This is a genomic window from Pseudomonas sp. BN606 (genome assembly GCF_029873115.1).
Lineage (GTDB): Bacteria > Pseudomonadota > Gammaproteobacteria > Pseudomonadales > Pseudomonadaceae > Metapseudomonas.
Genome location: NZ_SSOF01000072.1, coordinates 116,202 through 138,108, shown reverse-complemented (window position 1 = coordinate 138,108; position 21,907 = coordinate 116,202). Strand labels below are relative to the sequence as shown.

Here is a 21,907-nt window from a genome sequence, read left to right as displayed (position 1 = left end):
GGACATGTCCCGCAATTCTTTTATGCAGCAAATGCCTGACATCCAAGCCGCTGGCGGCTTGGTGCCGATGGTGATCGAGCAGTCCGCCCGTGGTGAGCGCGCCTACGACATCTACTCGCGCCTGTTGAAGGAGCGCGTAATTTTCCTGGTGGGCCCGGTCGAGGACTACATGGCCAATTTGGTGGTGGCGCAGCTTCTGTTCCTCGAGGCTGAGAACCCCGACAAGGACATCCAGCTCTACATTAACTCTCCGGGTGGTTCGGTTACCGCCGGCATGTCGATCTACGACACCATGCAATTCATCAAACCCGACGTTTCGACCCTTTGCATTGGTCAGGCGTGCAGCATGGGTGCGCTGTTGCTGGCTGGTGGTGCTGCAGGCAAGCGTTACTGCCTGCCGCATTCTCGGATGATGATTCACCAGCCGCTGGGCGGCTTCCAGGGCCAGGCGTCGGATATCGAGATTCACGCCCGTGAAATCCTGACCATCCGCGAGCGCCTGAACAAGATCCTGGCTGACCACTGTGGCCAGCCTATCGACGTGATTGCCCGCGATACCGACCGCGACAACTTCATGAGCGGCGACGAAGCAGTCAAATACGGCCTGATAGATCAGGTGCTCAACAAGCGCCAGATCGCGGGTTAAGCCCATCCGCAGGACCGCGGCCGGAGAATATCCGGCCGTTTCGCGGGGTTGAAAATGCCCGCATTTGCCTTCATCTTGTGTTTCACGCCTACCCGATTGGATCGATCGAATGACTGACACCCGCAACGGCGAGGACAACGGCAAGCTGCTTTATTGCTCCTTCTGCGGCAAAAGCCAGCACGAAGTGCGCAAACTGATTGCCGGTCCCTCCGTATTTATCTGCGACGAGTGCGTCGACCTGTGCAATGACATCATCCGTGAGGAGGTGCAGGAAGCCCAGGCCGAGAGCAGTGCGCACAAGCTGCCCGCGCCAAAGGAAATCCGCAACATCCTCGACCAGTATGTGATTGGCCAGGAACGTGCGAAGAAAGTGCTCGCGGTAGCGGTGTACAACCACTACAAGCGTCTGAACCAGCGTGACAAGAAAGATGATGTCGAGCTGGGCAAGAGCAACATCCTGCTGATCGGCCCGACCGGTTCGGGTAAGACCCTGCTGGCCGAAACACTGGCTCGTTTGCTGAATGTTCCCTTCACCATCGCCGATGCGACCACCCTCACTGAGGCTGGCTACGTTGGCGAGGACGTCGAGAACATCATCCAGAAGTTGCTGCAGAAGTGTGACTACGACGTCGAGAAGGCCCAGATGGGGATCGTCTACATCGACGAAATCGACAAGATTTCCCGTAAGTCCGATAACCCGTCGATTACCCGCGATGTTTCGGGTGAAGGCGTGCAGCAGGCGTTACTGAAGCTGATCGAGGGCACCGTTGCCTCAGTTCCTCCGCAGGGTGGACGCAAGCATCCGCAGCAGGAGTTCCTGCAGGTCGACACCCGCAACATCCTGTTTATCTGTGGTGGTGCGTTTGCCGGGCTGGAGAAAGTAATCCAGAACCGTTCCACTAGAGGTGGCATCGGCTTCAACGCAGAGGTTCGAAGCAAGGACCTGGGCAAGAAGGTGGGTGAGGCTCTCCGCGAAGTCGAGCCGGAAGATCTGGTGAAATTCGGCCTGATCCCCGAGTTCGTCGGCCGTCTGCCAGTCATCGCTACTCTCGACGAGCTGGACGAAGCTGCGCTGATGCAGATTCTCACCGAGCCGAAGAATGCGCTGACCAAGCAGTACACCAAACTGTTCGAAATGGAAGGTGTAGACCTCGAGTTCCGTCCCGATGCTCTCAAGGCCGTTGCCCATCGTGCGCTCGAGCGCAAGACTGGTGCTCGTGGCCTGCGTTCCATCCTCGAAGGAATTCTGCTCGACACCATGTATGAGATTCCCTCTCAAACAGATGTAAGCAAGGTAGTCATCGACGAAAGTGTCATCGAAGGATCGTCCAAGCCTCTGTTGATCTACGAGAACAACGAGCAGCCTGCCAAGGCGGCGCCTGACGCTTGATGAAACAAAGGGGCCTGCGGGCCCCTTTGTATTTCCTGCCTCAAAGCTTGTTTTTTCCCGGGCCTAACCCCATCTTAGGGCCAAGGGTTTTCCCATCTGTTTACGGCCTTAGGGCCGCCGTAGAGCTGATACCATGAATACGACTGCTGAATTACCTCTCCTGCCATTGCGCGATGTCGTCGTCTATCCGCACATGGTCATCCCGCTTTTCGTAGGGCGTGAGAAATCCATCGAAGCACTCGAGGCTGCGATGACGGGGGACAAGCAGATTCTCCTGGTTGCCCAGAAGAACCCCGCCGATGACGATCCGGGCGAAGACGCCCTGTATCGCATGGGCACCGTCGCCACTGTGCTCCAGTTGCTGAAACTGCCGGACGGCACCGTGAAGGTGCTGGTTGAGGGCGAGCAGCGTGGCTCGATCGAACGTTTCATCGAAGTGGATGGGCATTGCCGCGCCGAAGTCAGTCTGGTCGATGAAGTCGATGCGGGCGAACGCGAATCCGAAGTATTCATCCGCAGCTTGCTCAGCCAGTTCGAACAGTATGTGCAGCTGGGCAAGAAAGTGCCTTCCGAGGTGCTCTCCTCGCTGAACAGCATCGACGAGCCGGGCCGTCTGGTGGACACCATGGCTGCTCATATGGCGCTCAAGATTGAGCAGAAGCAGGAAATTCTCGAGCTGACTGATCTATCCGAGCGCGTTGAGCATGTGCTGGCGTTGCTGGATGCCGAAATAGACTTGTTGCAGGTCGAGAAGCGCATTCGTGGTCGCGTCAAGAAGCAGATGGAGCGCAGCCAGCGTGAGTACTACCTGAATGAGCAGATGAAGGCCATTCAGAAGGAGCTGGGCGACATCGATGAAGGTCACAACGAAGTCGAAGAGCTGAAGAAGCGCATCGACAACGCCGGCCTGACCAAGGAGGCAATGGCCAAGGCCAATGCCGAGCTGAACAAGCTGAAGCAGATGTCGCCGATGTCTGCTGAAGCGACTGTAGTGCGCTCCTACATCGATTGGCTGGTCAATGTGCCGTGGAAGGCCGAGAGCAAGGTTCGCCTGGACTTGGCCAAGGCCGAAGACATCCTCGATGCCGACCATTACGGTCTGGATGAGGTCAAGGAGCGTATCCTTGAATACCTCGCCGTGCAGAAGCGCGTGAAGAAGGTAAAAGGCCCCGTACTTTGCCTGGTTGGCCCGCCCGGCGTGGGCAAGACCTCACTGGCCGAGTCCATTGCCCGTGCCACCAATCGCAAGTTCGTACGCATGGCCTTGGGTGGTGTGCGCGACGAGGCTGAAATCCGTGGCCACCGCCGCACATATATTGGTTCCATGCCGGGTCGCCTGATCCAGAAGATGACCAAGGTTGGCGTGCGCAACCCCCTGTTCCTGCTCGACGAAATCGACAAGATGGGCAGCGACATGCGCGGTGATCCTGCGTCTGCACTGCTGGAAGTGCTCGATCCTGAGCAGAATCACAACTTCAACGACCATTACCTGGAAGTCGATTACGACCTCTCGGACGTGATGTTCCTCTGCACCGCCAACTCCATGAACATTCCGGCCCCGTTGCTGGATCGTATGGAAGTGATTCGGTTGCCGGGTTACACGGAAGACGAAAAGGTAAACATCGCGGTCAAGTACCTCGCACCCAAGCAGACCAAAGCCAACGGTCTGAAGAAGGGCGAGCTGGAATTCGACGAGGCAGCCATCCGCGACATCATTCGCTACTACACCCGCGAAGCCGGTGTGCGTAGCCTTGAGCGCCAGATTGCCAAGGTTTGCCGCAAGGCCGTGAAGGAGCATGCCCGTGAGAAGCGCTTCGCTGTACAGGTCACGGCTGAATCCCTCGAGCATTTCCTGGGCGTGCGCAAATATCGCTACGGGCTGGCCGAGCAGCAGGATCAGATCGGTCAGGTGACTGGTCTGGCCTGGACCCAAGTTGGTGGTGAGTTGCTGACCATCGAGGCCGCGGTCGTTCCCGGCAAGGGCCAGTTGACCAAGACCGGTTCGCTGGGTGACGTGATGGCAGAGTCCATTACGGCTGCGCTTACCGTGGTTCGTAGTCGTGCGAAGAGCCTTGGTATTCCCGCCGACTTCCATGAAAAACGCGACATTCACATTCATATGCCTGAAGGGGCCACTCCGAAGGATGGCCCGAGCGCCGGCATCGGAATGTGCACGGCCCTCGTTTCAGCCATGACGCAGATTCCGGTTCGTGCCGATGTAGCCATGACCGGGGAAATCACCTTGCGTGGCCAGGTGCTCGCGATTGGTGGTTTGAAAGAGAAGTTACTGGCTGCGCATCGTGGTGGAATCAAGACCGTGATCATTCCCGAAGAGAATGTGCGCGATCTCAAAGAAATTCCCGAAAATATCAAGCAAGACTTGGCGATTAAACCGGTTAAATGGATTGACGAGGTCCTGCAAATTGCGCTGCAATACGCCCCGGAGCCCTTGCCCGATGCGGCTCCGGAGATGGTTGCAAAGGATGACAAGCGCGAGACTGATTCCAAGGAGCGAATCAGCACGCATTAGCCGGGGGGCTTTCTTGACACATTTTTCGAGCCCTTGTTATAAAGCGGCTCTTATGTGTTAGCAGGCCATCCAGCACCCGCTTTGCTTACACCAAACAACTAAGAAACAACTCAACAGAAATAAGGGGACTTAAGAGTGAACAAGTCGGAACTGATTGATGCTATCGCCGCATCTGCTGACATCCCGAAAGCTGTAGCTGGCCGCGCGCTGGACGCAGTTATCGAATCCGTTACTGGCGCTCTGAAGGCTGGTGACTCCGTGGTGCTGGTTGGCTTCGGTACTTTCGCTGTTAAAGAGCGTGCCGCTCGTACTGGCCGTAACCCGCAGACTGGCAAGCCGATCAAGATCGCTGCTGCCAAGATCCCTGGCTTCAAAGCCGGCAAAGCTCTGAAAGACGCCGTCAACTAAGCGTCTTTTGGGCTCTGCCCGACCGGGTCGGGTTCAACCTGACCCGATAGCGGAGCGGTGGAAGCGGAGAGTTTCTTCCTACCACCAGAGAGGTCGAATCTCAGACTCCGCAAGCTACGAGAAGGCGCATCCTTGGATGCGCCTTTCTCATATTCGGATACTCTACCCGCGTTACTCGGCTGCGACTTAATGCGGCCGTTTCTGGGGGACCCATGCTGCAGAACATACGGGACAATTCACAGGGGTGGATTGCCAAAACCATTATTGGCGTAATCATCGCACTGCTGGCGCTGACCGGCTTCGACGCCATTTTCAATGCCACCAGCAATCGCCAGAACGCGGCTGAGGTCAACGGTGACGAAATCACTCTGGACCAGTTGAGCGAAGCTGTGAACATGCAGCGCCGCCAGTTGCAGCAGCAACTGGGCAAGGACTTCGATGCTTCCCTGCTGGACGAAAAGCTGCTGCGCGAAGCCGCGCTGAAGGGCCTGATTGAGCGCAAGCTCCTGCTGCAAGCAGCCGGTGATGCCGATTTCGCTTTCTCGCAAGGCGCCCTTGACCAGCTCATCCTGCAGACGCCGGAGTTCCAGGTGGACGGCAAGTTCAATGCCGACCGCTTCGATCAGGTCATCCGCCAGATGAACTACAACCGCCTGCAGTTCCGTCAGATGCTTGAGCAGGAAATGCTCATCGGCCAACTGCGTGCGGGCTTGGCTGGTAGTGGCTTCGTGACTGATGCGGAAGTTGAAGCCTTCGCTCGCCTGGAGAAGCAGACCCGCGATTTCGCGACCCTGACGCTCAAGGCTGATCCGGCTGCCGTCAGCGTTTCCGATGAAGAGCTGAAAACTTATTACGACGCCCATGTCGACCAGTTCAAGAGCGCCGAGCAGGTTGTGATCGAGTATGTCGAGCTGAAAAAGGCTGCCTTCTTCGACCAGGTCGAAGCCAAGGAAGAAGACCTCAAGGCTCAGTACCAGAAAGAGATCAGCAACCTGGCTGAGCAGCGTCAGGCCGCCCACATCCTGGTGGAGGTCAACGACAAGCTCAACGAGGAACAGGCCAAGGCGAAGATCGAGCAGGTCAAGCAGCGCCTGGACAAGGGCGAGGACTTCGCCGCGCTGGCCAAGGAATTCTCCGATGACTCCGGCTCTGCTGCCAATGGCGGTGACCTTGGCTTCGCAGCTCCTGGCGTATATGAGCCTGCCTTCGAGGAATCGCTGTATGCGCTGAAGCAGGGTGAAGTGTCCGCCCCCGTGCGTACCCAGTACGGCTGGCACCTGATCAAGCTGCTGGGCGTACAAGCACCTGAAGTCCCGAGCTTCGAGAGCCTCAAGCCGAAGCTGGAGCACGACATCAAGGCCCAGCAAGTTGAGCAGCGTTTCGTCGAAGTGAGCAAGGAGCTTGAAGACGCCGCGTTCGAGGCTTCCGACCTGGCCCAGCCGGCCCAGGAACTGAAGCTGGAAGTCAAGACCAGCGCACCCTTCGGTCGTGAAGGTGGCGAAGGCCTGACGGCCAACCGCCAGGTCCTCCAGGCTGCATTCAGTCCGGAAGTGCTGGAAGACGGTGCCAACAGCTCGGCGATCGAGCTGGACCCGGATACCGTGATCGTCCTGCGCGTCAAGGAGCACAAGAAGCCTGAGCAGCTTGGCCTGGATAAGGTCGGTGACAGCATTCGTCAGCATCTGATGGGCCAGAAGGCAGGCGAAGCCGCCAAGGCCAAGGGTGATGCGCTGATTGCCAGTCTGCGCGAAGGCAAGACCCCGGTTGAGCAAGCTCAGGAAGGCCAATCCTGGAACGTGGTAGAAGCCGCTACCCGCAGCCAGGAGGGAGTCGAGCCTTTGCTGTTGCAGACCCTGTTCCGCATGCCGAAGCCGGCCGCTGCAGACAGGCCTGAGTTCACTGGTGTGAAGCTGAACAATGGCGACTACGTTGTAATTCGCCTGAACGGCGTCAATGTGCCGGAGGAGAAACTCTCCGAGCAGGAAAAGGCGATGTACAGCCGATTCCTTGCTTCGCGCAGTGGCCAGCAGGATTTCGCTGCCTACCGCCGCCAGGTCGAAGAGAAAGCGAAGATCGAGCGTTTCTGATCGATTCGCTGAAGAAGAAGGCCGCTTATGCGGCCTTTTTCTTTTGTGCGCCCAGCTTAATAACCGAACCGAACCGAACCGAACCGATTCGCGAGCAGGGCTCGCTCCTACAGGGTGGACGCGTCGGTGACGGCCACAAAAAAGCCCGCACGAGTGCGGGCTTTTTTGGGGGGCGACTATCAGTCTTCGATATTGCCCATGGCGGTGGTGTTGAAACCACCGTCGACGTACATGATTTCGCCGCTGATGCCCGAGGCCAGATCGGAGCACAGGAAGGCGCCGGCGTTGCCGACTTCTTCGATGGTCACGTTACGGCGCAGGGGGGTCTGCTTCTCGTTGGCGGCGAGCATCTTGCGGAAGCTCTTGATGCCGGAAGCGGCCAGGGTGCGGATCGGGCCGGCGGAGATCGCGTTGACGCGAGTGCCTTCCGGGCCGAGGCTGCCGGCCAGGTAGCGAACGCCTGCTTCCAGGCTGGCCTTGGCCATGCCCATGACGTTGTAGTTCGGCATGGTGCGCTCGGCACCCAGGTAGGACAGGGTCAGCAGGCTGCCGTTGCGGCCTTTCATCAGTTCGCGACCGGCCTTGGCCAGGGCGACGAAGCTGTAGGCACTGATGTCGTGGGCGATGCGGAAACCTTCACGAGTGGTGACTTCGGTAAAGTCGCCGTCCAGCTGGTCGCCAGGGGCGAAGCCAACGGAGTGCACGATGCAATCCAGGCCATCCCACTTCTTGGCGAGGGCCTCGAAGACCGCGACGATTTCTTCGTCCTTGGCCACGTCGCAGGGGAAGCACAGCTCGGCGCTGGAGCCCCAGCCCTCGGCGAACTCTTCCACGCGGCCTTTCAGTTTCTCGTTCTGATAGGTGAAGGCGAGCTCGGCGCCTTCGCGATGCATGGCTGCAGCGATGCCCGATGCGATGGACAGTTTGCTGGCTACGCCAACGATCAGTACGCGCTTACCGGCGAGAAAACCCATGTGCTTTCATCCTCTTCTGGTTAATGGGCAGTTTCCGGAGCCAGGAATGCGGCTTCCAGCAACTGCTTCGTATAGCTGTGCTGTGGGGCAGCGAAGATGGCATCGGCCGGACCCTGTTCGACCACCTGTCCGTGCTTGATCACCATCAGGTGGTGACTCAGGGCCCTGACCACCGCCAGATCATGGCTGATGAACAGGTAGGTCAGGTTGTACTTGGTCTGTAGCCTGCGCAGCAACTCCACTACCTGGCGCTGAACCGTCCGGTCGAGCGCCGAGGTGGGCTCGTCCAGCAGGATCAGTGCCGGTTTCAGCACCAATGCCCGGGCAATGGCAATCCGCTGCCGCTGCCCGCCGGAAAACTCGTGGGGGTAGCGGTGCCGGGTTTCCGGATCCAACCCTACCTCCAGGAGCGCATCGATGATGGCTTGTTCCTGTTCCGCTTCGGTGCCGATACGGTGGATTCGCAGACCCTCTCCGACAATCTGACCCACGCACATGCGTGGGCTAAGACTGCCGAAGGGGTCCTGGAAGACCACCTGCATCTCGCGCCGGAACGGCCGCACATCCTTTTGCGACAGGCCTTCCAGGGACTGGCCCTGGAAGCGGATGCCGCCCCGGCTGCCAAGCAGCCGGAGAATCGCCAGGCCCAGCGTGGACTTTCCAGAGCCACTTTCGCCCACGATGCCCAGGGTTTGGCCCTGCGGCAGGCTGAAGTTGACGCCGTCCACGGCCTTTACATGATCCACGGTGCGCCGCAGCAACCCCTTCTTGATGGGGAACCACACGCGCAGGTCATCGACCTCCAGCAGTGGCGCGCCCTCGGGGTTCTCTGCCGGCCGGCCCGAAGGCTCGGCGCCGAGCAGTTCCTTGGTGTAGGGATGCTGCGGTGCATGGAACAGCTCATCACACGACGCTTGTTCGACGATGCAACCGCGCTGCATGACACATACGCGATGTGCAATTCGCCGAACCAGGTTCAGATCATGGCTGATCAGCAGCAGCGCCATGCCCAGGCGGGCCTGCAATTCCTTGAGCAGTTCGAGAATCTTCAGCTGGACGGTGACATCCAGCGCGGTAGTGGGTTCGTCGGCGATCAGCAGTTCCGGCTCGTTGGCCAGGGCCATCGCGATCATCACCCGCTGCCGCTGGCCGCCAGACAGCTCGTGGGGGAAAGCCTTGAGGCGCTTGTGCGGTTCGGGTATGCCGACCAGCTCCAGCAGTTCCAGGGTCCGCTTCGTGGCGGCCTTGCCTGTCAGGCCCTTGTGCAGGGCGAGCACTTCGTTGATCTGCTTCTCGATGTTGTGCAGCGGGTTGAGCGAGGTCATGGGTTCCTGGAAGACCATCGCGATGCGGTTGCCACGAATGCCCCGCAGTTTGTTCTCGGGTAGTTTCAGCAGGTCCTTGCCGGCGTAGTGGATGCTGCCGCTCGGGTGGCGGGCGAGCGGGTAGGGCAGGAGGCGCAGGATGGAGTGGGCGGTCACCGACTTGCCGGAGCCGCTTTCGCCTACCAGGGCCAGGGTCTCGCCCTTGCGGATGTCGAAATTGATGCCTTCGACTACGCGTTGGGCCTTGTCGCCGCTGACAAACTCGACGGAGAGGTCGCGGATTTCGATCAGGTTCTCGCTCATCTCACTTCCTCGGGTCGAAGGCATCGCGCGCGGCTTCGCCGATGAAAACCAGCAGGGTCAGCATGGCCGCCAGCACCAGGAAGGCGGAGATGCCGAGCCAGGGCGCCTGCAAGTTGGATTTGCCCTGGGCCACCAGCTCGCCGAGGGAGGGCGCTCCTGGCGGCAGGCCGAAGCCGAGGAAGTCCAGTGCGGTGAGGGTGCCGATTGCGCCGGTCAGGATGAACGGCATGAAAGTCATGGTGGACACCATGGCGTTGGGCAGGATATGGCGGAACATGATGGCGCCGTTCTGCATGCCCAGGGCGCGCGCAGCACGCACGTATTCCAGGTTGCGGCCGCGGAGGAACTCGGCCCGCACCACGTCCACCAGGCTCATCCAGGAGAACAGCAGCATGATGCCCAGCAGCCACCAGAAGTTCGGCTGCACGAAGCTGGCCAGGATGATCAGCAGGTAGAGCACCGGCAGGCCGGACCAGATTTCCAGGAAACGCTGCCCGACCAGGTCGACCCAGCCGCCATAGAAGCCCTGCAGGGCGCCGGCGATCACGCCGATGATCGAGCTGAGCAGGGTCAGGGTCAGGGCGAACAGAACCGATACGCGGAAGCCGTAGATTACCCGTGCCAGCACATCGCGGCCCTGGTCGTCGGTTCCCAGCCAGTTGTCCGCCGAGGGCGGCGCGGGGGCCGGCACCTTGAGGTCGTAGTTGATGGTTTCGTAGCTGAACGGGATGGGCGTCCAGATCATGCTGCCGCCCTTGGATTCGATCAGTTCGCGGATATAGGGCGTCTTGTAGTTGGCTTCCAGCGGGAATTCGCCACCGAAAGTGGTTTCCGGGTAGCGCTTGAGGAAGGGGAAATACCACTGGCCGTCGTAGTTGACCGCCAGAGGCTTGTCGTTGGCGATCATCTCGGCACCCAGGCTCAGGACAAAGAGGATCAGAAATAGCCACAGTGACCACCAGCCGCGCTTGTTGGCCTTGAATCGCTCGAAGCGCCGCTGGTTGATGGGGGAGAGGGCCATGCTCAACCCTCCCGGCTTTCGAAGTCGATACGCGGATCGACCAGGGTGTAGGTGAGATCGCCAATCAGTTTCACGACCAGCCCCAGTAAAGTGAAGATGAAGAGCGTGCCGAAGACCACGGGATAGTCGCGGTTCAGGGCTGACTCGAAGCTCAACAGGCCCAGCCCATCTAGGGAGAAGATCACCTCGATCAGCAGGGAGCCAGTGAAGAAGATGCCGATGAAGGCCGACGGGAAGCCAGCGATGATCAGCAGCATCGCATTGCGGAATACGTGGCCGTAGAGCACGCGATTTTCCGACAGGCCCTTGGCGCGGGCGGTGACCACGTACTGCTTGTTGATCTCGTCGAGGAAGCTGTTCTTGGTCAGCAGTGTGAGCGTGGCGAAGTTGCCGATCACCAGGGCAGTCACCGGTAGCGCCAGGTGCCAGAAGTAGTCGGCAATCTTTTCGGTGAAGCTAAGCTCGTCGAAGTTGTTCGAGGTGAGCCCGCGCAGTGGGAACCAGTCGAAATAGCTGCCGCCGGCGAAAAGCACGATCAGCAGGATGGCGAACAGGAAGGCAGGAATGGCATAGCCGACGATGATGGCGGTGCTGCTCCAGACGTCGAAGGCGCTGCCGTGGCGTACCGCCTTGGCGATTCCCAAGGGAATGGACACCAGGTACATGATCAGGGTGCTCCAGAGCCCGAGGGAGATGGACACCGGCAACTTCTCGATGATCAGGTCGATAACCTTGGCGTCACGGAAGAAGCTCGTCCCGAAGTCCAGCTTCAGGTAGCTCGTGATCATCAGCCAGAAGCGTTCCGCGGCGGGCTTGTCGAAGCCGTACATCTTCTCGATCTCGGCCACCAGTTCCGGGTCGAGGCCTTGGGCTCCGCGGTAGTTGGAGCCAGCAGTGGCAACTTCCGAACCACCTCCGGAGATCCGACCGGTGGCGCCGCCCGCGGCGGCATCGAAGCCTTCCAGCTTGGCGATCATCTGCTCGACCGGACCGCCGGGAGCGGCCTGGATGATGATGAAGTTGATCAGCAGGATGCCGAACAGCGTTGGAATGATCAGCAGCAGTCGACGGAGTATGTAGGCGAGCATTTACTGTGCATCCGGCTCGGAGGTGGGTTGCTCAGACTGGCTAGCAGTTTCCGTGCCCGGTTTCTGCCACCAGGTCATCAGGCCGAAGTCATACAGCGGTGTGCTGTCCGGGCGCTGGAAGTGGTTCCAGTAGGCGACGCGCCAGGTATCGACGTAGTAGTTGGGCACCACGTAGTGCCCCCACAGCAGTACTCGGTCCAGGGCGCGAGCGTGTTTCACCAGGCTCTGGCGCGAGTCGGCGCGGATCAGGCCTTCCACCAGTTTGTCGATGGCAGGGTCACGCAGGCCGATGAAGTTGCGGCTGCCGGCGCTGTCGGCACTGCGCGAATGCCAGTACTCCATCTGTTCGTTACCCGGCGAGTTGGACTGGCCCCAGGTGGCGGGAATCATGTCGAAGTCGCGCGAGCGCAGTCGATTGATGTACTGGGATACGTCCACGCGGCGGATCTGCAGGTCTATACCCAGTTCGGCGAGGTTGCGCTTGAAGGGGAGGATCACTCGCTCGAGGTTGGCCTGGGCGGTAAGGAACTCGAAGACCAGGGGCTTGCCGTCCGGGCCAACCATTTTGTCGTTCTCGATCTTGTAGCCGGCGTCCATGAACAGCTGGTAAGCGCGACGCTTTTGTTCACGGATGATGCCGCTGCCATCGCTGACCGGTGGCTGGAATACCTGGCTGAAGACTTCTGCCGGCACTTGGTCGCGCAGCGGTTCGAGAATCTTCAGTTCATCAGCGTCAGGCAGCTCGTGGGAAGCCATTTCCGAGTTCTCGAAGTAGCTGCTCGTGCGTTTGTAGGAGCTGAAGAAGAGTTGCTTGTTCGCCCATTCGAAGTCGAACAGCTGGGCGATGGCTTCGCGCACGCGACGGTCCTGGAATACTGGTCGGCGAATGTTGAAGGCGAAACCTTGCATGCCGGTTGGATTGTGGTTGGGGATAGCTTCCTTGAGGATCTTGCCGGCGCGCAGGGCGGGGCCTTCGTAGCCGGTGGCCCAGTCCTTGGCGGAATACTCCAGGTTGAAGTCGAACTGCCCGGCCTTGAAGGCTTCAAGGGAGACCGACATGTCGCGGTAGTAGTCCACTGTGATGGCGTCGAAATTGTAGTAACCGCGCGTCACTGACAGGTCCTTGGCCCACCAGTCCTTGACCCGCTCGTAGCGGATCGAGCGACCGGCGTCGACCTTGGCAATACGGTAGGGGCCACTGCCTACCGGGGGTTCCATGTTGGTCTTGCCGAAGTCGCGGCCTTCCCAGTAGTGCTTGGGCAGCACCTGGATCTGGCCGATGATCAGCGGCAGCTCGCGGTTGCCTGGATGCTTGAAATCGAAGCGCACACGTTGTTTGTCCTCCGCCTCCACCTTGGCGACGTCCGCATAGTAATGGCGGTACATGGGGTCGCCGTGCTCGACCAGGAGGTTGAAGGTGAAGACCACGTCTTCGGCGGTCACTGGCTGACCGTCATTGAAGCGTGCCTTGGGGTTCAGGTAGAAGCGCACGTAGCTGTTGTCCGGCGCTTTCTCGATCTTTTCAGCCAGCAGGCCGTACTCGGTGAAGGGTTCGTCCGGGGAGTGGAAGGTCAGGCTGTCGTAGATCAGGCCCAGCTGGTCGGCTGAATTACCGCGGGGGATGAACGGGTTGAGACTGTCGAATCCGCCAACCCCGGCGAGGCGCAGTATGCCTCCCTTGGGGGCATCCGGATTGACCCAGGAGAAGTTCTTGAAGTTTTCCGGGTACTTGGCCGGCTCATCGTAAAGGGTGATGGCGTACTTCGGCTCGGCGATGGCGAGCCCGGCCAGGGATAGCAGCAGGGCGCCACAGCCTTGCAGGCAAAGGTTGCGTAGCGTTTTGCTCATCGGGCGTTCTCCGTGGGCTTCAGCCACCAGGCGCGCAGGCCCAGGGTGTAGGGCGGCGTGGTGACGAAGGCGAACCGGTTGCGGTACGCCAGGCGGTGATAGTTGATGTACCAGTTGGGGATGCCGTAGTGCTGCCACAGCAGGGTGCGGTCCAGTGCGCGTGCGGCGGCCAGCTGTTCGTCGCGGCTCTGGGCGCCGAGGAGTTTCTCGATCATCTCGTCGGCTACCGGGTTGGCGACGCCCGCATAGTTCTTGCTGCCCTTCACGCCTACCTGGCTGGAATGGAAGTAGAGGTATTGCTCCAGGCCGGGGCTCAGAGTCTGCGGCAGGGTCATGAGGATCATGTCGTAGTCGAAGTGGTCCAGGCGCTGCTTGTACTGGGCGCGATCCACCGTACGCAGGCTGACGTCGATGCCGATGCTGGCGAGATTTTCGCGGTAGGGCTGGAGGATGCGTTCAAGGTTCGGATTGACCAGCAGGATTTCGAAACGTAGCGGCTGGCCACGATCATTTACCAGGCGCTGGCCGGACAACTTCCATCCGGCTCCGGCCAATAGACCCAGGGCACGGCGAAGGGTTTCCCGCGGAATGCCTCGGCCTTCTGTGGTTGGCACCTGGAAAGGCTGAGTGAACAGTGGCTCGGGCAATTCCTGGCGATGCGGGGATAGGAGTAGCCACTCATGCCCCTCGGGCTTGCCCACGGCGCTGAACTCGCTGTTCGGGTAATAGCTGGCGGCGCGTATGTAGGCGTTGTTGAACAGCGTGCGGTTGGTCCATTCGAAGTCGAACATCAGCCCCATGGCTTCGCGGACCTTGCGGTCGCCGAACACTGCGCGTCGGGTGTTCATGAACAGGGCCTGTGTCTGGGTCGGGATCTGGTGCGGAATCTCCGCGCGGATCACATCCCCTCGGGCGATGGCTGGAAAACGATAGCCGTTGGCCCAGTTCTTCGCCTGGTGCTCGATGTAAAAATCGAACTCGCCGGCCTTGAAGGCTTCGAAGGCGACGTTGCTGTCTCGGTAGAACTCCACCTCAACCCGGTCGAAGTTGTACTTGCCGCGGTTGGCTGGAAGCTGTTCGCCCCACCAGTCCTTGACTCGCTCGAACACCAGGCTGCGCCCTGGCCTCACCTGGGTAATGCGATAGGGACCACTGCCCAAGGGCGGCTCGAAGCTGGTCGCCTTGAAGTCTCGGTTCTTCCAATAGTGCTGCGGCAGCACCGGCAGTTCGCCGAGGCGAAGAATCAGCAGCGGGTTGCCGGCGCGTTTGAGCACGAAACGGATGCGGTGGCGGTTGAGGATGTCGACCCGCTTTACTTCCTGAAGGCTGGTGCGGTACTGCGGGTGGCCATTCTTGATCAGGGTGCGGTAGGAAAAGGCTACATCGAAGGCGGTTATCGGCTTTCCATCGTGGAAGCGGGCTTCTTCGCGCAGGTTGAACACCACCCAGCTTCGGTCCTCGCTGTACTCGACGCTCTTGGCGATCAGGCCGTAGCTGGAGGCAGGTTCGTCGCCGGACGGGTCGTACTGGCCGGTGCCCACCATCAGCGGCTCGTTCAACTCGGTCACGCCGTACTGCTGGAAGTTCGGCGTGGACACCGGGCTGGTGCCCTTGAAGGTGTAAGGGTTGAGCGTGTCGAAGGTGCCGAAGGCCATCACCCGCAAGGTGCCGCCTTTGGGAGCGTTGGGGTTGACCCAGTCGAAATGGTCGAAATTGGCGGGGTATTTCAGGGCGCCGAACTGAGCGTAGCCGTGGCTTTCGGTCAGGTTGGCGAAGCAGGGTTGGGCCAGCAGGCCAATGAGCATGAACGCAAGACGACGCATCAGGCGGGGGTCCGATCCATGGATATCGTGTCGGGCATGTGGGTGCTGGCCTCGCTGGCGGGATGGCGCGGGCATCGGGCCGGCGAAATCGTGTCAGGGGTCACGCGCCGCGGGTGTCGGCGGTAACGGCTGGCAAGTACAGTAACAGCTTGTACAGGCAAGAAAAAAGGGCCAGCCTGCGGGTAGCTGGCCAGCATTCTGGCCACCATTCTGAATTTTGCGCAGGGGTGCCAATCTTGGGTGAACGCAGCCATGGTTTGCAGTCATGGATCGACCGCCTCAACGAGGCCGAATTACCCGCTCTGGCCGCGGTGGTGCAGGACCTGCACCAGATGGCCCAACAGGACAAATCCTCCGTTCAGCAGCTGGCAGATGTGCTGCTACGTGACGCGACGCTGACCTCCAAGGTGCTGAAGGTTGCCAACAGCGTCTATTACAACCCGTCCCAGGAAGCCATTCGCACGATCTCCCGCGCCATCGTGCTGATCGGTTTCGAGAACGTGCGCCTGATCGGCCTCTCGGTCAGTCTTATCGACAGCCTGCTGGCTCGAGGCCCGAGGGAGCAGTTACCGGAGATTCTGGCGCGCTCCTTTCACGCGGCGGTACAGGCCCGCAACATTGCCGGCTACCTCCTGGCGCGGAGCCAGGAAGAGGTGTTCATCGCCGCCCTGTTACACAACCTGGGTGAACTGGCGTTCTGGGGCTGTGGTGGCGAGCAGGCTGATGAGCTTGCTGCAGCGCTGGCGCAACCGGGAGTCGATGAAGAGCAGGCAGTGCGCGAAGTGTTGGGCACCAGCTTCCGCCAATTGACCCTGGGTCTGGTCCGCAGCTGGAACCTGGGTGAGCTGGCGAGTCTGGCGCATACCGGCTCCGCCCAGAGTGACCCGGCGGTGAAGGCCGTGAGCCTGGGGGTTCGGATCAGCGAGGCAGCCTTGCAGGGCTGGGACTCAGCCTCCATGACGCAACTTGTAGAGCAACTGGCCGGACTGGTCGGCCTGAGCCGGGAGGAGGCCATGCAGCAGGTGCTGGCCAGTGCCGATGAAGCGGTCAAGGTGGCCACCACATTTGGTGCCAGCAAGCTCTGCCACCTGATACCCCATACCGACCCGGAGCAAATCCGTCTGCAGAGAGAACAGCGCCAGGCGCGGCTGCTGCAACCGGATCTGCTGGTTATGCAGCAGGCCTTGCAGGAACTGGGAATGCTGGTGTCGCGCAAGGCGGACATCAATCTCGTGCTCGATACCCTGCTTCAGGGGTTGCACCAGGGGGCCGGGCTGGAGCGGGTGATGGTTGCAGTGCTGACCGACCAGCGCAGTCGCTTCACGGTGCGTCGGGCGGTGGGCGAGGGCAGCCAGCGCTGGCTCGACGGCTTCGTCCTGCCCGCCGGCCAATCAGAGCAACCCAATCTATTCAGCTACGTATTGCGTGCCCGCGAGACTCTCTGGATGGGTGTGCCCGCGAGTTATAGCCTGAGCGACCTGGTTACGCGGCCGATGCGCGAATGGCTGGGACAGGGGATGTTCTTCATTGCGCCGCTACTGGTGGGCAAGCGGGAGATCGGGGTCATCTACGCTGACTGCCGCCTTTCTGGACGGGCGTTACGGCACGAGCAGTTCGTGGCGTTCCAGCATTTCGCCCAGGCGGCGGGGCGCTGCCTGGAGGCGATGGCGCAGAAGAGTCAGGGCAGGTAGACCGTCAGGGTCTGGCCGGGCTTCAGGGCGCGGTCGCTGCGGGGGTTCCAGCGTTGAAGATGCTTCATCTCAACGTTGAAGCGCTTGGCGATCAGATAGAGGGAATCGCCCTGTTTGACCTTGTAGTAGGTCACTGACTCGCGGCCGTTGCTCTTGGACTTCCCCCTGCTGGTGGCGCTGGCGCTTGCGACCTGGGTGGCGCCGCCTTCAAGTTTCAGCACCTGGCCTGCCTTGAGGTGGTTGCCCTTGAGGTGGTTCCAGCGCTTGATGTCCTGCACAGTCACCTTGTACTGACGGGCGATGGTCGAAAGGTTGTCGCCCCTCTTGACCTTGTGGTTGCGTGCCGGGGTCGGCGCCGGGGCACTGGCGATGTTCTGGAAGAGCGGCTTGTCAGGTTTCAGGCCAGGCTCGACCGGGATGCTCAGCTGCTGGCCTACCCGCAGGTGGTTGCCGGAGAGGCCGTTGATCTCTTTCAGCGTCTTGACCGTGACGTGGTAACGGTTCGCGATGCCATGCAGGCTATCACCGTTGCGCACGCGGTACTGCTGCCAGTCCACCAGCATCTGGGGCTTCATCAGGGCAAGGTTGGCGGTCAGCAATTCGGCCTTGTCGGTGGGGACCAACAGGTGCTGCGGGCCATCCATGGTGATGCGTTTCTTGAAGGCCGGATTGAGCTGGTACATCTCATCGGCGTCCATGTCCGCCATCGCCGCCACGCGAGACAGGTCCAGGCGCTGCTGCTTGACTTCCACTACTTCGAAGTACGGCTCGTTGGCGATGGGGTTCAGGTTCACGCCATAGGCTTCCGGCGCCATCACCAGCTGCGACAGGGCCAGCAGCTTGGGTACGTAGTCCTGGGTTTCCTGGGGGAGCGGCAGGTTCCAGTAGTCGGTCGGCAGGCCGAGCTTCTGGTTGCGCTCGATGGCACGGCTGACGGTACCTTCGCCAGCATTGTAGGCAGCGAGGGCCAGCAGCCAGTCGCCGTTGAACATTTCGTGCAGGCGTTCGAGGTAGTTCAGGGCAGCGTTGGTGGACGCGGTGATGTCACGGCGGCCGTCGTACCAGTTGGTCTGGCGCAGGTTGAAGTGGCGACCGGTCGACGGAATGAACTGCCAGATGCCCACGGCATTGCTTCGCGAGTAGGCGAACGGGTTGTAGGCGCTTTCCACCACTGGCAGGAGGGCCAGCTCAAGGGGCATGTTGCGTTCTTCCAGGCGCTCCACAACGTAGTGGATATAAAGGCTGCCACGGTCGCTGGCGCTTTCCAGGAAGGAGGGCTTGCTCACGTACCAGAGGCGCTGGCGCTCGATGCGTGGGTTGACGCCGATCTCGTCTTGCAGCTTGAAGCCGTTGCGCATGCGTTCCCAGATGTCCTGGGGTTCGCGCTCGGTCTGCGCCTCTTCCAGCCACTGGGCCTGTTGCTGCATGGCCAGTGCGCGGTCGGTGTCGCGGCCCTGGTCATCGTCCTTCTGACCCGTGCCGGAGCAGCCGGCAAGCGTGACGGCGCACACCACCACAAGCGCGCGCGCGGCTCGTGCCAATGCATCCAGGTCGAGATTTCTGATCGGCGAAGACAACATTGGCTGTGAGGTTTTTCCGGCAAAAAAGTCCGGCGATTCTAGGAATCGACCTATGGTTGGTCAAGTTTTCACCAATTCGCCAGAGCCTGACCGAGTGTTCAGAATTGGTCTTTCCAGGCTCGAAGGGTCGCGAAGACCTCGGCTGGCGTAGGGTTATCCCGACCCGCCCGCTCGTCGGCCATTTGTTTAACGGATGTTTCAGTCACCCGCAGGAAGGGGTTGGTCGCCAACTCGAGGGCGATGGTTGATGGCAGGCTGATACCGCCTTGCTCGCGCATCCGGGTGACCTCATCGAAACGCTTGGAAGTGGCATGGTTGCCGGGCTCTACGGCTCTGGCGAAACGCAGATTGCTGAGCGTGTACTCGTGGGTGCAGAAGACCTGGGTGGCCGCCGGCAGCGCCGCCAGGCGATTGAGGGAGTGATGCATCTGCTCCGGCGTTCCTTCGAACAGCCGGCCGCAGCCGGCAGCGAACAGCGTATCGCCACAGAACAGCAGCGGTTGCCTGGTTTCCCCATGGTAGTAGGCGATATGGCCCAGGGTGTGGCCGGGTACTTCGATCACCTGGAACTCCAGTCCCAGTACCTGGACGGTGTCTCCGTCACCAAGCGCTTCGTCGCGGGCAGGAATCTTCTCCTGCACCGGGCCTAGTACGCGGGCGCCGGTTGCATCCTTCAGTCGCGCAACGCCGCCGACATGATCATGGTGATGATGGGTGACCATGATGTCGGTCAGCTTCCATCCGGGATGGGCTTCTAGCCAGGCCAGCACCGGTGCAGCGTCGCCGGGGTCGACCACGGCGCAGTGTCGGGTTGTGTCGTCCTGCAGCAGCCAGAGGTAGTTGTCGGAAAAGGCGGGGAGGGCATCGATCTGGATCATGAAGGGAGTCGCCAAGCAGAGAGCAATGGAGCATCTTAGGGCTCTCATGCAGGAGATTGCCATGACCGAAAAAGCATTCGCCCAAGCCGATGCCGACTGGCTGGAGCTGATCTCCGGGGCCCGCTCCTGGTTCTCCGGTCCCCTCGGCGGCCTGATGCTGTTCGAAGAGCAGCGCTTGCTGGAGGACGAGATGGCGCGCTACTTCGGCGGCTATCTGGTGCACTACGGACCCCGTGCGGAGTTGCCCCCAGGAGCCAAACAAATCCAGCGCTGCGTGCATCTCGGTGCGCCATTGCCCGGCGTGGAGATTGCCTGCGAAGAGTCCGCCTGGCCGCTCAGCGAACACGCCGCGGACGTGGTGGTGCTGCAACACGGCCTGGATTTCTGCCTTTCCCCCCATAGCCTGCTGCGTGAAGCCGCACGCAGTGTCCGTCCAGGCGGGCACCTGATCATCGTCGGGGTCAACCCATGGAGTGCCTGGGGCGTGCGCCACTACTTCGCTCGTGATGCCCTGCGCCGTGCCCGCTGCATCTCGCCGACACGGGTCAGCGACTGGCTGAACCTGCTGGGCTTCGCGCTGGAGAAACGCCGCTTCGGGTGCTATCGTCCGCCGCTTGCTTCGGCCGCCTGGCAAACACGCCTGGCTCGCCTGGAGCGCTGGGGCGCCGCCGGACAAGGGTTCGGTGCGGGCTTCTATCTATTGGTGGCGCGCAAGCTGGTGATCGGCCTGCGGCCACTGCGTCAGGCCCGGCGAGAGCCCATGGGCAAGCTGGTTCCCATGCCGGTGGCTAAGGTCAGCCGGTGCGATTCGAAACATGAGGCTTAAGTGAGCGATCTGGTCGAGATCTATACCGATGGCGCCTGCAAGGGCAATCCTGGTCCTGGCGGCTGGGGCGCCTTGCTGGTGTACAAGGGTGCCGAGCGCGAGCTCTGGGGTGGTGAGCGCGATACTACCAACAACCGCATGGAATTGATGGCCGCCATCATGGGGCTGGTAGCGCTCAAGCGTTCCTGCGAGGTGAAGATCATCACCGACTCCCAGTACGTGATGCAGGGCATCACCGAGTGGATGCCTAACTGGAAGAAGCGCGGCTGGAAGACCGCTGCCAAGCAGCCAGTGAAGAACGCCGACCTCTGGCAAGCCCTGGATGAGCAGGTCAATCGCCACACCGTGCGTTGGCAATGGGTACGCGGCCATACCGGCCACCCCGGCAACGAACGCGCCGACCAGTTGGCGAATCGGGGTGTCAGCGAACTCAACGCCCGTTAGAACCCGTTCACGATCAGCTGGGCGTCAGCCCTGCGGCGTTGAAAAGCAGTCTCGGAAAGTCGCTTGCGGCTAACGCGCTTCAGCGCGGCACGAAGGGGAGCGAAGCGAGTAATGCTCATTTACAGCTGTAAACTCTGCTTCCTCCCCTGTTTTTGCCTTGCATGGCCCTAGCTCGCAAGATCGTGAGCGGGCACTTAGAATTGCGCCCTTGCGGCAATCTCCTTCATAGGCCCTGAACATGCGTTTTGTAGTCCTCGATACTGAAACTACCGGCATGCCGGTCACCGACGGCCATCGCGTCATCGAGATCGGCTGCGTCGAGATGGAAGGCCGGCGCCTTACTGGTCGCCATTTCCACGTTTACCTGCAACCCGACCGTGAGGTGGATGAAGGCGCCATCGCGGTACACGGGATCACCAACGAATTCCTGGTGGGCAAGCCGCGCTTCAAGGACGTCGCTGACGAATTCTTCGAGTTCATCAAGGGCGCCGAGCTGATCATCCATAACGCGGCGTTCGACATCGGCTTCATCAACAACGAATTCGCCCTGCTGGGGCAGTCCGATCGCAGCGACGTCACCGAGCACTGCACCGTGCTCGACACCCTGATGATGGCCCGCGAGCGCCACCCGGGGCAGCGCAACAGCCTGGACGCCCTGTGCAAGCGCTACGACGTCGACAACTCCAACCGTGAACTGCACGGCGCATTGCTCGACGCCGAGATCCTCGCTGACGTCTACCTGGCGATGACCGGAGGCCAGACCAACCTGTCTCTCGCCGGCGAAGGTAGCGAGGGCAGCGGTGGTCGAGCCCAGGCTTCACCGATCCGTCGCCTGCCGGCCGATCGCACGCCCAGCCGGGTGATCCGCGCCAGTGAGGAAGAGTTGGCCGCCCACGCTTCGCGCCTGGCCGCCATCGAGAAAGCCGCCGGGGCTCCGGCTCTCTGGGTGCAGATGGACGCTCCACCAGCTTCCTGATTGCGACCTTTACGTACAGCCAGTGGCTGCGGGGGTACCACCCCTGTGATCGAGCTTCTACCCTGAGGG

General features: G+C 60.8%; 17 protein-coding genes. 9 read left to right on the top strand and 8 right to left on the bottom strand.

The features are described 5' to 3' along the window. Positions 1-4 precede the first annotated feature (4 nt). The 5 genes from clpP to E8E75_RS14580 all read left to right on the top strand — a co-directional run bounded on the left by clpP (position 5) and on the right by E8E75_RS14580 (position 7,061). Positions 5-646: an ATP-dependent Clp endopeptidase proteolytic subunit ClpP gene (gene clpP / locus E8E75_RS14600; protein WP_077523795.1), complete on the top strand. Its 642-nt coding sequence runs from the start codon at positions 5-7 to the stop codon at positions 644-646. Positions 647-755: 109 nt separating this feature from the next. Beyond that, positions 756-2,036, top strand: a complete 1,281-nt coding sequence (clpX, locus tag E8E75_RS14595; protein ID WP_077523794.1) for an ATP-dependent Clp protease ATP-binding subunit ClpX — start codon at positions 756-758, stop codon at positions 2,034-2,036. Between the two features lie 133 nt (positions 2,037-2,169). Then, positions 2,170-4,566 carry an endopeptidase La gene (lon, locus tag E8E75_RS14590; RefSeq protein ID WP_120650286.1) on the top strand — a complete coding sequence of 799 codons (2,397 nt, stop codon included), beginning with the start codon at positions 2,170-2,172 and terminating at the stop codon, positions 4,564-4,566. Positions 4,567-4,701: 135 nt separating this feature from the next. Next, entirely contained in the window at positions 4,702-4,974 is a 273-nt protein-coding gene (hupB, locus tag E8E75_RS14585; RefSeq protein WP_003087931.1) for a nucleoid-associated protein HU-beta, read from the top strand. A gap of 212 nt (positions 4,975-5,186) precedes the next feature. Next, positions 5,187-7,061, top strand: coding sequence for a SurA N-terminal domain-containing protein (locus E8E75_RS14580; protein WP_153917175.1), 1,875 nt, complete (start codon positions 5,187-5,189; stop codon positions 7,059-7,061). 179 nt (positions 7,062-7,240) lie between these two features. Here E8E75_RS14580 and fabI read toward each other — a convergent pair whose 3' ends face one another. Genes fabI through E8E75_RS14550 form a run of 6 tightly spaced genes read right to left on the bottom strand, consistent with a single transcriptional unit; the run spans position 7,241 to position 15,443 of the window. Then, complete coding sequence (fabI, locus tag E8E75_RS14575) at positions 7,241-8,035, bottom strand: enoyl-ACP reductase FabI (RefSeq protein WP_120650290.1); 795 nt, start codon at positions 8,033-8,035, stop codon at positions 7,241-7,243. A 20-nt stretch (positions 8,036-8,055) separates the two neighbouring features. Continuing rightward, on the bottom strand, positions 8,056-9,663 hold the full coding sequence (locus E8E75_RS14570; protein ID WP_120650292.1) for an ABC transporter ATP-binding protein: 1,608 nt from the start codon (positions 9,661-9,663) through the stop codon (positions 8,056-8,058). Position 9,664: 1 nt separating this feature from the next. Then, positions 9,665-10,684, bottom strand: coding sequence for an ABC transporter permease (locus E8E75_RS14565; RefSeq protein WP_120650294.1), 1,020 nt, complete (start codon positions 10,682-10,684; stop codon positions 9,665-9,667). A 2-nt stretch (positions 10,685-10,686) separates the two neighbouring features. After that, on the bottom strand, positions 10,687-11,772 hold the full coding sequence (locus E8E75_RS14560; protein WP_153917174.1) for a microcin C ABC transporter permease YejB: 1,086 nt from the start codon (positions 11,770-11,772) through the stop codon (positions 10,687-10,689). Beyond that, positions 11,773-13,620, bottom strand: coding sequence for an extracellular solute-binding protein (locus E8E75_RS14555; protein WP_120650298.1), 1,848 nt, complete (start codon positions 13,618-13,620; stop codon positions 11,773-11,775). Continuing rightward, positions 13,617-15,443: an extracellular solute-binding protein gene (locus E8E75_RS14550; RefSeq protein WP_120650300.1), complete on the bottom strand. Its 1,827-nt coding sequence runs from the start codon at positions 15,441-15,443 to the stop codon at positions 13,617-13,619. The genes E8E75_RS14555 and E8E75_RS14550 overlap by 4 nt, the downstream gene beginning before the upstream one ends. Positions 15,444-15,679: 236 nt before the next feature. Between E8E75_RS14550 and E8E75_RS14545 the strand changes: the two genes are divergently transcribed. Next, positions 15,680-17,134, top strand: coding sequence for an HDOD domain-containing protein (locus E8E75_RS14545; protein ID WP_120650302.1), 1,455 nt, complete (start codon positions 15,680-15,682; stop codon positions 17,132-17,134). Here E8E75_RS14545 and E8E75_RS14540 read toward each other — a convergent pair. Beyond that, positions 17,122-18,714 carry a LysM peptidoglycan-binding domain-containing protein gene (locus E8E75_RS14540; protein ID WP_153917170.1) on the bottom strand — a complete coding sequence of 531 codons (1,593 nt, stop codon included), beginning with the start codon at positions 18,712-18,714 and terminating at the stop codon, positions 17,122-17,124. The genes E8E75_RS14545 and E8E75_RS14540 overlap by 13 nt on opposite strands. A 98-nt stretch (positions 18,715-18,812) precedes the next feature. Further along, the gene (gloB, locus tag E8E75_RS14535) at positions 18,813-19,592 is read right to left on the bottom strand and encodes a hydroxyacylglutathione hydrolase (RefSeq protein WP_153917168.1); all 780 of its coding nucleotides are present in this window, start codon (positions 19,590-19,592) and stop codon (positions 18,813-18,815) included. 61 nt (positions 19,593-19,653) lie between these two features. Here gloB and E8E75_RS14530 point away from each other — a divergent pair, with 61 nt between their 5' ends. The 3 genes from E8E75_RS14530 (at position 19,654) to dnaQ (ending at position 21,838) form a co-directional block, all read left to right on the top strand. Then, positions 19,654-20,418, top strand: coding sequence for a methyltransferase domain-containing protein (locus E8E75_RS14530; protein ID WP_120655170.1), 765 nt, complete (start codon positions 19,654-19,656; stop codon positions 20,416-20,418). Beyond that, the gene (gene rnhA, locus E8E75_RS14525) at positions 20,419-20,862 is read left to right on the top strand and encodes a ribonuclease HI (RefSeq protein WP_120650308.1); all 444 of its coding nucleotides are present in this window, start codon (positions 20,419-20,421) and stop codon (positions 20,860-20,862) included. 238 nt (positions 20,863-21,100) lie between these two features. Then, positions 21,101-21,838 carry a DNA polymerase III subunit epsilon gene (gene dnaQ / locus E8E75_RS14520; RefSeq protein WP_120650310.1) on the top strand — a complete coding sequence of 246 codons (738 nt, stop codon included), beginning with the start codon at positions 21,101-21,103 and terminating at the stop codon, positions 21,836-21,838. Positions 21,839-21,907: the final 69 nt, after the last annotated feature.